The sequence below is a fragment of the Microcystis sp. M165S2 genome, assembly GCF_020245885.1.
Taxonomy (GTDB): Bacteria; Cyanobacteriota; Cyanobacteriia; order Cyanobacteriales; family Microcystaceae; genus Microcystis.
This window is the reverse complement of record NZ_JADBTZ010000213.1, coordinates 1-14,598: the sequence shown is the minus strand read 5'-3', so window position 1 is coordinate 14,598 and position 14,598 is coordinate 1. Positions and strand designations below refer to the sequence as shown.

The window sequence follows — 14,598 nt, the reverse complement described above, 5'->3', positions numbered from 1 at the left end:
TTGTTTATCGGAACCCCTGCGCTATGTTTGACGAGGTTTTCGCTACCCTCCCTTTTTGTCTCTTATGCAGACTTTCGAGTTCAAGGGTTCAACTCAATCGAGCCATTCACTACCGCCCACTCAGGGGATTCAAACCAATTTCATTTTAACATAAAGCCGTCCTAAAAGGACGGGGCTTTAACCCAAAATTTTGGTAAAGAGGGTCCGGTCCCTAATTGGGGATTTTTTGGCTTTAATTCAGTATTGATACCAATCCAACTTGAAAAACCCAGTTATGAATTGTTTCCCCACTTCCCTCTCCCTCAAAAAAATTTTCCCAGAGGTGCTTGACATAACCCTAATGATGAAGTTACAATCAGAATTGTCGCAAAAATGGGATTGTAGTTCAATTGGTTAGAGCACCGCCCTGTCACGGCGGAAGTTGCGGGTTCGAGCCCCGTCAATCCCGTAGAAATCTAGATTAGAGTCGTTCAAGGCTGGTTATCCTGTGGGCAGTAGGATGAATAAACACGATCCTACTGCCTAGATTGGTTCTAATTTACCGATAAACCGGCATTAGCTTGAATATAATCGGGTAATTCAATCTTTACCGGTTGTACCCGCCAGATTTCCTCGCAGTATTCCCGAATCGATCGATCGCTAGAGAATTTCCCCATGCGGGCTACATTAAGAATCGCTAAACGACTCCAATGTTCTTGATCTTGATAGGCGCGACCGACACCCTCCTGACAGTCGATATAGGACTGATAATCAGCCAGTAACATATAGGGATCATCGTAGATAAGATTATCCACAAGCGGACGGAATAAACTACTATCACCCCGGCTAAAAAATCCCGAACCAATGAGGTCTAATACTGCCCGCAATTCTTCGTTATGGTAATAGTATTCTTGGGGATTATAACCCTGGGCTTTCTTAGCATAAACCTCCTCGGTTGTCAAGCCAAAAAGAAAGAAATTTTCTGCCCCCACCTCTTCACGAATTTCGATATTTGCCCCATCGAGAGTGCCGATAGTTAAGGCCCCATTCATGGAGAATTTCATATTACCAGTTCCCGAAGCTTCTTTCCCGGCCGTGGAAATTTGTTCAGACAAGTCGGCAGCCGGATAAACCCGTTGACCGAAGGTGACATTATAATCGGGCAGAAAAACCACTTTTAAACGTCCTCCAATCGTCGGATCATTGTCGATCACTTCTGCCACAGAATTAATCAATTTAATGATTAATTTCGCCATAAAATAACCCGGGGCTGCCTTACCACCAAAAATAAAAGTACGGGGTGTAATATCTAGATTGGGATTATTTTTGAGGCGATGATAGAGAGTGACGATATGTAAAACGTTGAGATGTTGCCGTTTATATTCGTGAATGCGTTTTACCTGCACATCAAAGAGGGTACTAGGATCAACTTTAATGCCGACTTTTTTATCGATATAGTTGGCTAAATCTGCCTTAATATCGTATTTAATCTGTCGCCAATAGTCCCGAAATACCCCATCATCGACATAGTTTTCTAAACTGCGTAAATCCTCCAGATGATTAATCCAATTTTCGCCGATTTTTTCTGTAATCGCAAAAGTCAAGCGGGGATTACTAGAAACTATCCAGCGCCGGGGAGTAACTCCATTGGTTTTGTTGCTAAATTTTTCGGGAAAGAGTTCATAGAAATCGCGCAGAACATCTTTTTTCAGTAATTCTGTATGGAGGGCTGCCACCCCATTAATTGCCTGGGAACCCACACAGGCAAGGTGAGCCATACGGACGTATTTTTCGCCGCTTTCATCGATTATAGATAAACGGGACATTTTGCCGTCATCATGGGGATAAATAATGCGAATTTTATCCAAGAAACGATAGTTAATTTCGTAGATAATTTCCATTAATCGGGGTAAAAGACGACCAAAAATACTCAAAGGCCATTTTTCTAAAGCTTCTGGCAAAAGAGTATGATTGGTATAGGCGAAGGTATTTTGAGTAATAAACCAAGCTTTATCCCAATCGAAATGATGCACATCAATTAACAAGCGCATTAACTCGGCCACACCGACGGAAGGGTGAGTATCATTCAATTGTACCGACCATTTTTGATGAAAATTATCGAGACTGGGGTTCTCATATAAGTGAATACGAATCATATCCTGTAGGGAACAGGAAACAAAGAAATATTGCTGTTCTAAACGCAGTTCTTTGCCTTGAATTGGTTCATCGTTAGGATAGAGAACTTTACTGATATTTTCCGAGTGAACTTTATTATCCACCGCACCATAATAATCGCCGCGATTAAAGCGACCAAAATCAAAAGATTCACAAGCTTCTGATTTCCAGAGACGCATGGTATTAGCGGTGTTAACTCGATAGCCGAGAATTGGGGTATCGTAGGGAATTCCTTTGACTACATAATCGGCAATCCAACGACTGCGATAATTACCATTTTCGTCGGTATAGGATTCGGTATAACCGCCAAATTTTACCTCTACTCCCGCTTCCGGTCGGGCAATTTCCCAGGGATTTCCATACTGTAACCACTTATCGGTTATTTCCACCTGCCAACCGTCGTGAATTCTTTGATCAAAGATACCAAATTCGTAGCGAATACCGTAACCAATAGCGGGAATTTCTAGGGTAGAAAGGGAATCTAAATAACAGGCCGCTAAACGACCTAAACCACCATTTCCTAACCCCGGTTCTTCTTCTTGGGCAATTAATTCTTCTAGTTTTAATCCCGATTCGCTGACAGCTTTCTCCACCTGTTCGTAGATACCGAGATTAATTAAATTATTAGCCAAATGGGGACCGACTAAAAATTCGGCCGAGAGATAACAAACGGTTCTGACATCTTTTTTTAGATAGGTTTGTTGGGTGGTTAACCAACGCTGTAATAAACGATCGCGGACTGTATAGGCTAGGGCCAGGTAAAGATCGTTTTTGCTGGCTAATTCTGGCAATTTACCTTGAATATAGAGTAAATTATCCCTTAAAGCCCGTCGGATAGTTTCTGTGTCTAATCCTGTTCTGTCGTCTTCGATGATAATCGGACAAACAAAAGTTGACTCTGGAGATGGATTCATAGGGGTATTTTTACTGAAGATTGACTGCTCTTAGTCTAAAACAATCTGTCCTCAAATTTTATCAAGAAAAGCTTAAATCTTGACTAAGATTAAGGTTTAGTAATAATCAGGTTAAGATAATTAATTTTCCCTTAATAATGGCAAGTGAAGACAGGGTAAAGTTTGAGAGATGCTTATCTATTTTTGCCCCCTTAATAATTCATCTAGGAAAACCTGTTCTTGCTAAAGTAACTCCAATTTTAAGCGCAATCATCCCCCCAAAAACACTGCCCAACCAGTAAATTAAACCGAAAGTCACGTTTCCCTGCTCTAAAAACTTGTTTACCTCCAAACTATAGGTGGAAAAAGTTGTATAGGAACCACAAAAACCCGTGGCAATCATCAATCCTAATTCTGGGGCAATTATGCGAATATTTTCCTTAACCATAGTAAAGATATAGGCAATAATTAAACAGCCAGAAACATTGACAAAAAATGTAGCTAAAAATACCCATTCTTGACTGAAGAGATATTGAATTAATTCGGCGATATAAAAACGACTCAAAGCCCCAAAAATAGCCCCAATCGCCACGAATAAACCATAACGACCCCTGAAAAAATACATGGTGTCTGTCCTGCCGTTAAATAGTCAATAAATTGGAGAATTCAACTGGAAAAACTTGGGCAATAGCTGCCCCGATTCTCACGGCAATCAATCCTAAAATTATACTAGCAACGGCAAAAAAAAGACTGAGAAAATTTTGTTGATTGCGCCAGAGGATCAAGATATCTAAACTATAGGTAGAAAAGGTGGTATAAGCCCCTAAAAATCCCGTTCTAACCATTAAATCTAGTTCGTGGGAATAAAAGGGAAAACTGGGTAAAATAGCAAAAAAGAAGCCGATAGCTAGACAGCCAGTTAAATTAATAATAAAGGTTCCATAGGGAAAGCGCAAGCCGAATTTTGCTTTTGTCCATTCGGTAATGTGATAACGAGATAACGCCCCCGGAACCGCTCCTGCTACAATTGCGAAAACATCGTTCAAATCTGACATTGTTTCTAATTTTTTTGCTATCTTTGTCTAGGCTCTATCATAATTGATGCGGTTATCGATCGCATTGCCCATATTTTCAGGGGTGTTATTGTCGAGGACAACCCTCTGACTTTAAAATAGAGGTATGAAAATTCAACCGCGTAAACGTTTTGGACAACATTGGTTAAAAGATGAATCGATACTCGATCGCATCATCGGCGCTGCTAATTTACAATCAGAAGATCGGGTATTAGAAATCGGACCGGGTACAGGCATTTTAACCCGTCGTCTTCTCGATGGCGCTCAATTAGTGGTCGCTGTAGAAATCGATCGAGATCTATGGACAATTTTAAATAAAAAATTTGGCCAACAAGATAACTTTCATCTCATACCAGGCGACTTTCTTACCCTTAAACCCGAGCAACTGCCGCCAGTTAATAAAGTAGTGGCTAATATTCCCTATAATATCACCGGTCCGATCCTCGAAAAGCTCCTCGGTTCGATCGCTCATCCCTTCACCCCCCCTTACCAGAGTATTACCCTCTTAGTCCAGAAAGAAGTCGCCGAAAGATTAGTCGCTGTCCCCTCCACCAAAGCTTACAGCGCTCTCAGCGTCCGCATTCAATACCTTGCCGATTGTCAATGGATTTGTGATGTACCCCGGCGGGCCTTTTCCCCACCTCCCCAGGTGGATTCGGCGGTAATTAGGCTTTTACCCCGTGTTTTGCCGAATAATGTCAGTAATGCTGCCTTTTTGTCCACTTTAATTAGCTGGGGTTTTGCCAACCGGCGCAAAATGTTACGCAATAATCTAAAAAATTGTCTGGATAGCGATCGATTAAGCCAAATCCTGACACAATTAGAAATTAATCCCCAGGCTCGCGCCGAAGATCTCAGTTTATCGCAATGGATTGACTTGGCGGAAAAATTAGGTCAATTGCCAAAATTTTAGATTTTTTTCCTTGACAAATGCACAGTTATACCCTTCTAGCCCCCGCTAAAATTAATTTATATCTAGAAATAGTTGGCGATCGCCACGATGGTTTCCACGAGTTAGTGATGGTGATGCAGACGGTGGGATTATGCGATCGCATCACTCTCCGGCCGAACGGATTGCAGGAATTCCGTCTCTTTTGCCATCATCCCCTCGTCCCCCAAGATAGCAGTAATCTTGCCCATCGCGCCGCCACTTTGATGGCGAGGGAATTCCCCCGGCTCTTTGCCAATTACGGCGGCATTGATATCAGCATCGAGAAATATATTCCCGTGGCTGCCGGTTTAGCGGGGGGTTCCACCAACGCGGCTGCGGTGTTAGTCGGTATCGATTTAATCTGGGAATTAGGTTTAACCCGTCCGGAATTAGAAACTTTAGCGGCAAGATTGGGCTCCGATACTTCCTTTTGTGTGACAGGAGGAACGGTTATCTGTACGGGAAGGGGAGAAATTCTCGATCCTATCGCTCCTCTGACTGGATTATGGGTGATTTTAGCCAAATACGACCATTTATCCGTTTCTACACCCTGGGCCTACCAAAGCTATCGGCAAAAATTTCAGGATACCTATCTGTCTTCTCCAGAGGAATTTCATCACCGTCGTCAGCAGGTGAGTTCCGGGGCTTTGGTACAAGCGATCGCCCAGAAAAAACCGGCCGCTATCGGCAAATTTATCCATAATGACCTCGAAAAGGTGGTTTTACCCGAATTTCCCCTCGTAGCCGAGTTAAGACAGGTTCTAGACGATTTAGGCGGCTTGGGAACGATGATGTCAGGCTCTGGCCCGACGGTTTTTACTCTCTGTTCATCTCAGGAAGTGGCGGAAACCATCGTTAAAAAGGCCCGGGAAATTCTCGTCGCTCCCGATCTACAATTTTGGATAGCGCCAATCACCGATACAGGCATTCAAGTGACTTGAGAAAAGTGAAATTGACCGCCTTTACCAAGATAACCAAACTCGCGGAATAATTGCCTCTTGATCGCTCATTTCTCGCCTTAAAATTTGCCAAACCTGCTGAAACCATTGTCGCACTTCACCGCTAGAATTACCCCGATAACGACACAAAAGACCATCTCCTAAAGTGTTAGTAACTCCCATCTCTCCTTCTAGGGAAAAATCTCTCACTTTCTCAATCAAATTTCTGCCCACCGGTTGACCGATATAAACTAAAGTACCGATCATGGCACTATCATTTAAACCGGAAAATCCCTCGATCATTTTACCACCTAACAGGCAGGAGCGATCGAGCCATAAAGGTTGTCCTGATCGCCAAATTTCCCAATTAGAATGCCATTCTCCCGCTAAAAATTTCTCTCCTCGCGCAGTGCGACCAAAACGGGTAATTTCCCATCCTAACCAACTGCTATTTTCCCCTAAATCCACTCGTAAATGTTGGCGAAATACTGCACCATTAAAGATAATCGTTTCTTGAGGTAGCCATTCTAAACTGGCATTGTCATCAATTTTAATCTCGATTAATTGCTGGGACATCTGACCATTACTCTGGTAAACTTTTCCAGCAGAAGCAGTGGTAATCAGGGCATTAGTAGCGGCTTGAAGATGAATTTTTTGTTGAAGAACATCACCCCCAACTATTCCCCCAGCCGTGTGTAAAATCACCGTATGACAAAGGTTTTTTCCTTCGGGATAAAAAGGTCTTTGTACTTTTAAAGGGGCGGTAGCATAGACGTGATTAATCTGGGTTGCGAGATTTTTTTGCGTGTAAATTAGTTCTAGGTTTCCCTGCCACATTATTTATTGATCCTCAGTCATGGTTTCTAGAAATTGCCGATAATTTTCAGGACTGAGATTAATTTTAACTTCTATTTGCTGTTCTTTATCCCTGATCAGTAAAATATATTCACTTTCTGCTTTTTTGCCGACCAGGAGAGGATTTTTTAGCTCAAACTTTTGATAAACTAGATGGGGTTTCGTCACCCGAATAACTAAACTAGGTTGGGATTGGGGATAAATGTCTAATTGCTCCCGTTCCCGATCTAAAATTAATTGTTTAGGTGTCATGCTTCTTTCGTCAGCAAAAGTAGATTTATGCCAATAGAGGGTAATCCCGCGAATTTGAGGCATTTGGATGCTAAATTTTTCATCAAAACCTTGCCGCTCCCAATTAATATCTTCCAGAGAGCCAGGAGCGGGAATTAAACGCTGTTGCCAGAAGACTTCCTTAAGATTTAAATCTTGCCACCATTGGCTAATAATTTGGAAATTCTCCAGATTATTGGGGTTGGGATTGGCATTTTGCCAGAGGAGAGGAGTAACCATTTTTGGGTAATTTTTGCGCTGGGAAAATGAGGATAATAGCCTTCGCTAGAGTTAAGGGATCATTAAGCTCAATCATCATCGATTCTTGAGCTGCCGATCGGGCCATAATATTAACTCTTGATCGCATTTTTATTCTATCCTAATTATCGAGGGAAAAACTGCTAAAAAATCCGATTTTGTCCCCCTGTGAGCTGCCTTGACGATCTTTTGAGTCTGATTAAGAGGCTGTTTGGTTGACGGGAGGAGAGGAAAATTATTCCTGTGACATATAGTCCGTGGACTTATCGTCCACTGAGAACGATTATAGATTTTATGGAAAAATCAAAAGCAGTAATTTTAAGGACATTGGGGTTAATGATCCGAGAGCATAGAGCAGCTTTAGGCATATCACAAGAAGAACTAGGGCTACGTTGCCATCTTGATCGTACCTATATATCTGGACTAGAGCGAGGAGTAAGAAATCCTTCTCTTACCGCTCTTGTCACTCTGGCGAAGGGCTTAAACATAACTGTATCCCAATTACTGGAAAATTTAGAGATAGAAATAGAGAAACCAGAATGAGTTCTGATTTAATAGAAGCTCTAAAAGCAAAGTTTAAAAAGGGTTCATCACAGTACAAAGTATTCGAGTTATTGTCAGATATGGCTTGGCATTGTCGTACCTGTGAAGGGAAAAAAATAGCATCGGAGCAATATGCTGGTGGCGGTGGTATCCAAGGATTAGAGCGTGGCAATAGGAGCGGTCGCCCGGGGCTAGTAATAGAAACAAAACGGGAATACTGTCCAATTTGTCAGAAAACAACAACTTGGGATCGATGGACTGGAGAGATGCGAGCGGCGAATGCCTCCGCCAACATACCGCCTCAATTAGTAGCTAGAATTTTGGAGTTTTATCGATATAAAGATGTGATTGAAAACAGAATCAGACAGTCACATGAACTGGTTATTGACCATCGTTTTCCTATGGAACGTTGGGGGATAAGTGAACCAAGTCATGATGTTAATATGAGTGTAGCTGAGATGAGAAACAAGTTTCAACTTCTCAAAAAAGATAGTGCGGGAAATCATAATTTATTGAAGTCAAGAAGTTGTGAAAAATGTATTAAAACTGGTAAGCGAGGAACACCAATGGATATCAGATTTTGGTATTCCGGTGGAGAGAACTGGCCGGAAAATATTCCTCAATCTGGAGCAGAAGCAGAACATGGCTGTGTAGGTTGCGGTTGGTATGATTTTGAAACATGGCGTAATTCTCTTAATATCAAATTGACTGAAGAGCGGTGATTTATCTTGCCACCTCTCCAATATTTTTATTACCTGTAGCTATTAGATTTAAGTAGGGAATAAGAGCATAGCCAATACACTCTGCCAAACGTGGAGGTACGGCGTTTCCAATTTGCCACATCGCTTTTTTCATTGTTCCTTCAAAAATAAAGGAATCAGGAAAAGTTTGTAATCTAGCCATTTCTCTGGCTGAAATAACCCGATTTAAATAGGGATGGATATGAGTACCGCCATGATTTTCTTTAATTGTCATACTTGGCTTACCCCGATACTGTCGTTTGAAGGCATCAACATAAGTTTCATATAAGGAACCACCGGGAGGAACTTGAGCTATTCTGGCCATATATTCGGGGGAGTGACGAGTCCATTCGTGATTGATACTGGGAATAGGTTCATAAGCAGGTAAATCGCAGATAGCGGCTTCAATCGGTTGGTATTTCTCCGGTACTAATTGAGGACTTGGATAAGGATTTGGCAGCCCAAATCTATTAGCTATAAAAATAGCTCTTGGTCTGATTTGTGGAACGCCATAGGCGGCAGACTCAAGAATTGCTATGGAAATATTTCTATAGCCAATACTTTGAAAATCTTCAAAAATCTCTTGTTTAATTCCCCCTTTTTTTATTGTTAGAATACCGGGTACATTCTCCATGACAACGTACCAAGGCTGTATTTCAGAAACAAGGCGAATAAATTCTTGAAAGAGATGATTTCGTGGATCATTAGCATCTCGTTTTCCAGCAACGGAAAATCCTTGACATGGTGGTCCGCCCACCACAATATGAATGAATGGATTGCCAATTTTTGCCAACCATTCTTGAGTATTAAAATCATGTATATCACCACAAAAATGATGACAATTGGGAAAATTCTTTTGATGGGTTGCTGAGGCGATCGGGCTAATTTCTGCACTGGCTACAGGGTTAAAACCTGCTTGCAATAAACCTTGGGTGATACCGCCCGCACCAGAGAATAGATCGATAAAATTATAAGTATTTAGAGGCTTAAGCGGAACGTTAACATCGACCAGGACTTGATAGGGATCACGCTTTACCGTTGCCAGTTCGCGCTGAATTCTTTCATAACGACCTAACTTGGCTTTTTTCTGTTTGCTTACCGCCTGACTTGGTTGATTATCTGGAAATAATGACAATTGCAAATCCATTACTTTAAGAACAAATGGCCTACATTCTAGTATTGTGACAGATAGTCCACAAAGTGTCAAGATCGGGCCAGAATGAGGGAAGATACTTTCGGCAAAAGTTTGAGCTCCGCCTCAAAACCGACAAAAAAGGCAGATTTTATGGTAAAATAGTCGTACAAATGGGCATATTTTGCACATCAAAAGGGTAAAAGCCCGATTTTTAGCGAATTTACTCACAAAAACGCTTTTTTGCCTTGTTATTGGAGTTAACCCCCCTATGACCGCCGCCCAGGATCATATCGTCCCCACAGACTTAAGCAATGAAATGTCCCGTTCCTATCTAGAATACGCCATGAGCGTCATCGTTGGGCGCGCCTTGCCCGACGCTAGAGACGGACTGAAACCCGTACACCGGCGCATTCTTTATGCGATGTACGAACTAGGATTAACCCCCGATCGCCCCTTCCGGAAATGCGCTAGAGTCGTCGGGGAAGTATTAGGAAAATACCATCCCCACGGGGATACTGCCGTTTACGATGCTCTCGTCCGCATGGCCCAGGATTTCTCCATGCGCGATCCCCTGATTAACGGTCATGGTAACTTCGGATCGATCGATAACGATCCCCCGGCAGCCATGCGTTATACCGAGTGTCGTCTGCACACCCTGGCCACCAACGCCCTACTACAGGATATCGAGTCAGAAACCGTCGATTTCGCCGATAACTTCGATGGTTCCCAACAGGAACCCGTGGTTTTGCCCTCTAGAGTCCCGCAACTGCTAATTAATGGCTCATCGGGCATCGCCGTCGGTATGGCCACCAATATCCCCCCCCACAACCTGGCCGAGATTATCGATGGAACCGTTGCCCTCATCCATAACCCCGATCTCACCGATACGGAATTACAGCGTTATATCCCGGGGCCGGACTTTCCCACCGGAGGGCATATCCTTGGTAGAGACGGCATTCAGGAAGCTTACACCACTGGCCGCGGTTCCATTACCCTGCGGGGAGTCGCCACCTTTGAAACCATCGAACAAAGGGGAAGACCCGATCGAGATGCTATTATTATCACCGAACTGCCCTATCAGACCAATAAAGCGGCATTAATCGAAAAAATCGCCGATTTGGTCAATGATCGCAAAATAGACGGTATTTCCGATGTGCGGGACGAAAGCGATCGCGACGGCATCCGGGTGGTGATCGAACTGAAACGAGATGCCTATCCTCGCGTCGTCCTCAACAATCTTTATAAACAAACGCCCCTCCAGTCGAATTTTGGGGCGAATATGTTGGCATTAGTCGATAACGAACCGAGATTACTGACTTTAAGGGAGTTTCTCCGCGTTTTCCTCGATTTTCGGGTAGAAGTGATCACCCGTCGTACCCGTTATGAACTCCGCAAGGCCGAGGAAAGGGATCATATCCTTCAGGGTTTACTAATTGCCCTCGCTAGTCTCGATGCAATCATTGCCCTGATTCGCAGTGCTGCCGATACAGCTACCGCAAAAGAGGGATTAGTGCAGAATTTTGGTCTCTCAGAGGTGCAAGCAGACGCAATCCTACAAATGCAGCTGCGACGGTTAACCGCCCTAGAATCGGAGAAAATTCAGCAAGAACACGGGGAATTACTGGCAAAAATCAGCGATCTTCAGGATATTTTAGCCAGAAAAGAACGTATCGACACCATTATTGAGGAAGAACTGCAACAGATCAAAACCATTCACGCTACCCCGCGTCGCAGTCATATTGAACAAAGGGAAGGAGAAATCGCCGAAACTGACCTGATTGCCAACGAACAGGCCTTAATTCTCGTCACCGAACAGGGTTACATCAAAAGAATGCCCGTTAATACCTTTGAGTCCCAAAATCGGGCAACAAGGGGCAAAGCTGGCGCGAAAATGAAAGAAGACGACGGCATCGATCACTTTATCACCTGCCGCGATCACGATAGCGTCCTCTTTTTCACCGATCGCGGGGTTGTCTATAGTCTCAACGCCTATCATATCCCCACCGGTTCCCGTACCGCTCGCGGCGTTCCCATCGTGCAACTGTTAGAGATTCCCAAAGGGGAGAAAATTACCTCGGTGGTGGCAGTCAGCGAGTTCAGCGAGGATAATTACCTGATTATGCTCACACAAAAGGGATTTATCAAGAAAACCGCCCTCGCTGCCTTTAGTAATATTCGATCGAACGGTTTAATCGCCATTTCTCTCGAAGACGGTGATCAACTGCGTTGGGTTCGCTTGGCCAAAGAGGAAGACAGCGTCATTATCGGTTCTCGTCAGGGGATGGCAATTCATTTTAAGGCCGATAGTCAACAATTGCGCTCCTTGGGAAGGGCAACTAAGGGCGTAAAATCGATGAAATTGCGCTCAGGTGACGAATTAATTAGTATGGACATCCTGCCTAGTCAAATTGTCGCCCAAATCGCTGAATCTAACCAAGAAGAAACCGAGGACGAAAGCGAAGAAATTAACCCCGAAGTGGCTAATAATGGCCCCTGGGTGTTAGCGATTACCATGGCAGGACTAGGAAAACGGGTTCCCGTTACCCTCCTCCGTCTGCAAAATCGGGCGGGATTAGGAGTCAGAGTGATTAAATTCCGCAAAAAGAACGATAAATTAGCGGCTCTGCACGTTGTTAACCCCAACGAGGAATTTATGATTATCACCGAACGGGGTATTATTATCCGTCAATCCGTCGATGCTATTACTCCCCAATCGCGATCGGCCGGAGGCATCCGGGTACAAAAACTCGATGAGGACGATGCGATCGCTGCGGTGGCCCTAGTTCCCCCTAGTGATGGGTCGGAATCTGAAGACATTTAGATTTGCTGAAAAAGTTCCTTGTGGGGTGATGGGGAAGTGGGGAAGTGGGGAAGTGGGGAAATTGAACTAAAACCCCAAAACCCCAAAACCCCAAAACCCCAAAACCCCAACCCCCAACACCTAAAACCTTCCTGCTGCCTTCGTTAAAATTTGGGATTAAAACTGGAAAAAGTGCATTAATTGGGAGATTTCCTGAGCTTCTAAGGACAAACGCCCTTTAAAATCCACAATATTCTTAAATAATCCCTGTTCTTCTCTGTTTTTAATAATGGCAGCTGCCAAATTATCACTGACGAGGGGTAGGGTTTTTAACTGCTCGATCGAGGCGGTGTTAGGATTGATTTTAGGGGGTGCGAGGTGACTTTCCGGACTATAATAGGCAAATTCTAGAATCGGTTCCCAAGCTTTCAATCTAGCCACAGGAACACTCAAAGCAGCCGCTAGATCTTCAAGACAAAGCAATTCTACCCCCATACCCTGCAATTCCACCAACATCCGCGCTTGATGGATGGATATCCCCGGCAATCGCAGCCAATCATCCACACCCGCTTGACTGACATTAATTTTAATGCCCAATTGTGCCGCCATAGCGATCTCATCGAGGGAACGAAAGCGATAATAGGGATCATTGCTAATTTTGGCTTTTAAAGGGTTAAAAGTGCGCCCTAACCAGTTTTGCGGTGTCATTATAGTAATTGTCGCCGTTTTTCTTCAAATTCGTACTCAGAAATTAATCCTTCTTGCCGGAGGCGCTCTAATTCCCTTAAAGCTGCCCCGATCGCCTCTACTTGTTTAGGCTCTAAACTGGGGACAGTGGCAGCAGCGGTGGCAGTGGGAAAATAGTTAGCCAAAAATTGGTTATCTTGGATTAAATACCACACCGCATCGATCGCGCAAGCCACCCGGGGAATCGGAGTTTGCCAGAGGAGAAGATAGATAATTCCCCAGAGAGGTTGACCGAGATAGAATTTATGAATACCGGCGATAGGAAAGGGTAAAGCGAGAATACTACCGATAAAAGCCATAAAAATCGCTAATTTACGGCTTTTGGGCTTACTTAATAATTTTTCCACCAGAAGCATGACACCTGTTCGAGATTGATTTTAGCCTGATCTGAACTTTCTATCGTGAACTACTCTCAAGATCGTTGAGAGCTTCCTATTTCACGGGGGAGGGTTCCTCAAGACGGACTTACGCCCAGATTTTGGTCTTATATCCCCTCTATAGGCAGTATCGCGCTTTTCCTAACGACAATATCCGTAAGCTTTCATCTCGAATATTTATTGCCGCATTTATGTCCCGGTCATGAGTTGTCTGACAATGCTCACAAGTCCAATTTCTAACATCAAGGGATAAACTACCCACTTGATTTAGGCAGACATGACAAGTCTTAGAACTAGGGAAAAACCTATCAACTTCGATATAAGTTTTTCCTTCCCATTCTGCCTTGTATTTAAGCATTGTACAAAACATTCCCCAACTACAATCACTAATAGCCTTAGCTAAATTATGATTGCGTACCATGGCTTTAACATTGAGATTTTCTACAGCAATAACTTGGTTTTCGTTAACTATCTTACGGGATAGCTTGTGGAGAAAATCCTCACGACATCTTGAGATTTTAGAGTGAACTTTAGCTACTTTACGTCTAGCTTTTTGAAGGTTGTTACTTCCCTTCTTTTTACGCGATAGCTTTTGTTGTTTCCTTTTTAGATTGCGTTGATGTTTAGCTAAATGTCTAGGATTATCATATTTACTGCCATTGCTGGTAAGACAAAAATGAGTTAATCCTAAATCAATTCCTATCGCTTTTCCATCCATTGATGTCGTCACGGAATCTAATCCGTCATCAACTAAAATAGAAGCGTAGTATTTACCGTCTGGGTTTTTTGAGATAGTAACGGTTTTAATTGTTCCTGCAAATTCCCGATGACGAACACAATAAACTAATCCAACTTTACCCGGTAATTTGAGGTAGTCACCTTCA

14 protein-coding genes, 1 tRNA gene and 1 pseudogene are annotated in these 14,598 nt (G+C 43.3%); 6 read left to right on the top strand and 10 right to left on the bottom strand.

The annotated features are described in order from the left end of the window. Positions 1-374 precede the first annotated feature (374 nt). Positions 375-448 (top strand) — tRNA-Asp (locus tag IM479_RS11035). Between the two features lie 85 nt (positions 449-533). On the opposite strand, the gene IM479_RS11030 is transcribed toward IM479_RS11035, so the two are convergent. The 3 genes from IM479_RS11030 to crcB (IM479_RS11020) all read right to left on the bottom strand — a co-directional run bounded on the left by IM479_RS11030 (position 534) and on the right by crcB (IM479_RS11020) (position 4,102). Next, positions 534-3,068: a glycogen/starch/alpha-glucan phosphorylase gene (locus IM479_RS11030; RefSeq protein WP_287686443.1), complete on the bottom strand. Its 2,535-nt coding sequence runs from the start codon at positions 3,066-3,068 to the stop codon at positions 534-536. A 199-nt stretch (positions 3,069-3,267) separates the two neighbouring features. After that, positions 3,268-3,672, bottom strand: a complete 405-nt coding sequence (gene crcB / locus IM479_RS11025) for a fluoride efflux transporter CrcB (RefSeq protein WP_287686442.1) — start codon at positions 3,670-3,672, stop codon at positions 3,268-3,270. Positions 3,673-3,688: 16 nt separating this feature from the next. After that, positions 3,689-4,102, bottom strand: coding sequence for a fluoride efflux transporter CrcB (gene crcB / locus IM479_RS11020; RefSeq protein WP_287686440.1), 414 nt, complete (start codon positions 4,100-4,102; stop codon positions 3,689-3,691). Positions 4,103-4,226: 124 nt separating this feature from the next. Here crcB (IM479_RS11020) and rsmA point away from each other — a divergent pair, with 124 nt between their 5' ends. Further along, a complete protein-coding gene (gene rsmA / locus IM479_RS11015) occupies positions 4,227-5,033 on the top strand; it encodes a 16S rRNA (adenine(1518)-N(6)/adenine(1519)-N(6))-dimethyltransferase RsmA (protein ID WP_287686438.1) in 807 nt (268 codons plus the stop codon). Between the two features lie 17 nt (positions 5,034-5,050). Further along, positions 5,051-5,992 (top strand): 4-(cytidine 5'-diphospho)-2-C-methyl-D-erythritol kinase, encoded by a 942-nt coding sequence (gene ispE / locus IM479_RS11010; protein ID WP_287686436.1) that lies wholly within the window; start codon positions 5,051-5,053, stop codon positions 5,990-5,992. Positions 5,993-6,013: 21 nt separating this feature from the next. Here the strand turns inward: ispE and IM479_RS11005 are convergent, their stop codons facing one another. Genes IM479_RS11005 through IM479_RS10995 form a run of 3 tightly spaced genes read right to left on the bottom strand, consistent with a single transcriptional unit; the run spans position 6,014 to position 7,481 of the window. Next, positions 6,014-6,826: an urease accessory protein UreD gene (locus IM479_RS11005; protein ID WP_287686434.1), complete on the bottom strand. Its 813-nt coding sequence runs from the start codon at positions 6,824-6,826 to the stop codon at positions 6,014-6,016. A gap of 3 nt (positions 6,827-6,829) precedes the next feature. Continuing rightward, positions 6,830-7,354, bottom strand: a complete 525-nt coding sequence (locus IM479_RS11000; protein WP_286827388.1) for a hypothetical protein — start codon at positions 7,352-7,354, stop codon at positions 6,830-6,832. Further along, a complete protein-coding gene (locus IM479_RS10995) occupies positions 7,308-7,481 on the bottom strand; it encodes a hypothetical protein (protein ID WP_286827387.1) in 174 nt (57 codons plus the stop codon). The genes IM479_RS11000 and IM479_RS10995 overlap by 47 nt, the downstream gene beginning before the upstream one ends. A 134-nt stretch (positions 7,482-7,615) precedes the next feature. Here IM479_RS10995 and IM479_RS10990 point away from each other — a divergent pair, with 134 nt between their 5' ends. After that, positions 7,616-7,915 carry a helix-turn-helix domain-containing protein gene (locus IM479_RS10990; RefSeq protein ID WP_287686432.1) on the top strand — a complete coding sequence of 100 codons (300 nt, stop codon included), beginning with the start codon at positions 7,616-7,618 and terminating at the stop codon, positions 7,913-7,915. Next, the gene (locus IM479_RS10985; protein ID WP_287686431.1) at positions 7,912-8,637 is read left to right on the top strand and encodes a restriction endonuclease; all 726 of its coding nucleotides are present in this window, start codon (positions 7,912-7,914) and stop codon (positions 8,635-8,637) included. Before IM479_RS10990 ends, IM479_RS10985 begins: the two co-directional genes overlap by 4 nt. Position 8,638: 1 nt before the next feature. Here the strand turns inward: IM479_RS10985 and IM479_RS10980 are convergent, their stop codons facing one another. Beyond that, a complete protein-coding gene (locus tag IM479_RS10980; RefSeq protein WP_287686430.1) occupies positions 8,639-9,802 on the bottom strand; it encodes a DNA cytosine methyltransferase in 1,164 nt (387 codons plus the stop codon). A gap of 256 nt (positions 9,803-10,058) precedes the next feature. On the opposite strand from IM479_RS10980, the gene gyrA reads away from it, so the two are divergent. Further along, entirely contained in the window at positions 10,059-12,611 is a 2,553-nt protein-coding gene (gene gyrA, locus IM479_RS10975; protein WP_287686429.1) for a DNA gyrase subunit A, read from the top strand. A gap of 156 nt (positions 12,612-12,767) precedes the next feature. On the opposite strand, the gene IM479_RS10970 is transcribed toward gyrA, so the two are convergent. From IM479_RS10970 to IM479_RS10960, 3 genes and pseudogenes are all read right to left on the bottom strand, one after another. Further along, positions 12,768-13,298 carry a ComEA family DNA-binding protein gene (locus IM479_RS10970; protein ID WP_287686427.1) on the bottom strand — a complete coding sequence of 177 codons (531 nt, stop codon included), beginning with the start codon at positions 13,296-13,298 and terminating at the stop codon, positions 12,768-12,770. Next, positions 13,298-13,693: an NINE protein gene (locus IM479_RS10965; protein WP_158200791.1), complete on the bottom strand. Its 396-nt coding sequence runs from the start codon at positions 13,691-13,693 to the stop codon at positions 13,298-13,300. The genes IM479_RS10970 and IM479_RS10965 overlap by 1 nt, the downstream gene beginning before the upstream one ends. Positions 13,694-13,774: 81 nt before the next feature. Next, a pseudogene (locus tag IM479_RS10960) lies at positions 13,775-14,598 on the bottom strand (RNA-guided endonuclease TnpB family protein); the annotation flags it as partial.

What these genes read in the sequence shown, in the direction of transcription:
- IM479_RS11030 (WP_287686443.1), bottom strand. Translation starts at nt 3,068, where the DNA reads ATGAATCCATCTCCAGAGTCAACTTTTGTTTGTCCGATTATCATCGAA.
- crcB (WP_287686442.1), bottom strand. Translation starts at nt 3,672, where the DNA reads ATGTATTTTTTCAGGGGTCGTTATGGTTTATTCGTGGCGATTGGGGCT.
- crcB (WP_287686440.1), bottom strand. Translation starts at nt 4,102, where the DNA reads ATGTCAGATTTGAACGATGTTTTCGCAATTGTAGCAGGAGCGGTTCCG.
- rsmA (WP_287686438.1), top strand. Translation starts at nt 4,227, where the DNA reads ATGAAAATTCAACCGCGTAAACGTTTTGGACAACATTGGTTAAAAGAT.
- ispE (WP_287686436.1), top strand. Translation starts at nt 5,051, where the DNA reads ATGCACAGTTATACCCTTCTAGCCCCCGCTAAAATTAATTTATATCTA.
- IM479_RS11005 (WP_287686434.1), bottom strand. Translation starts at nt 6,826, where the DNA reads ATGTGGCAGGGAAACCTAGAACTAATTTACACGCAAAAAAATCTCGCA.
- IM479_RS11000 (WP_286827388.1), bottom strand. Translation starts at nt 7,354, where the DNA reads ATGGTTACTCCTCTCCTCTGGCAAAATGCCAATCCCAACCCCAATAAT.
- IM479_RS10995 (WP_286827387.1), bottom strand. Translation starts at nt 7,481, where the DNA reads ATGCGATCAAGAGTTAATATTATGGCCCGATCGGCAGCTCAAGAATCG.
- IM479_RS10985 (WP_287686431.1), top strand. Translation starts at nt 7,912, where the DNA reads ATGAGTTCTGATTTAATAGAAGCTCTAAAAGCAAAGTTTAAAAAGGGT.
- IM479_RS10980 (WP_287686430.1), bottom strand. Translation starts at nt 9,802, where the DNA reads ATGGATTTGCAATTGTCATTATTTCCAGATAATCAACCAAGTCAGGCG.
- gyrA (WP_287686429.1), top strand. Translation starts at nt 10,059, where the DNA reads ATGACCGCCGCCCAGGATCATATCGTCCCCACAGACTTAAGCAATGAA.
- IM479_RS10970 (WP_287686427.1), bottom strand. Translation starts at nt 13,298, where the DNA reads ATGACACCGCAAAACTGGTTAGGGCGCACTTTTAACCCTTTAAAAGCC.
- IM479_RS10965 (WP_158200791.1), bottom strand. Translation starts at nt 13,693, where the DNA reads ATGCTTCTGGTGGAAAAATTATTAAGTAAGCCCAAAAGCCGTAAATTA.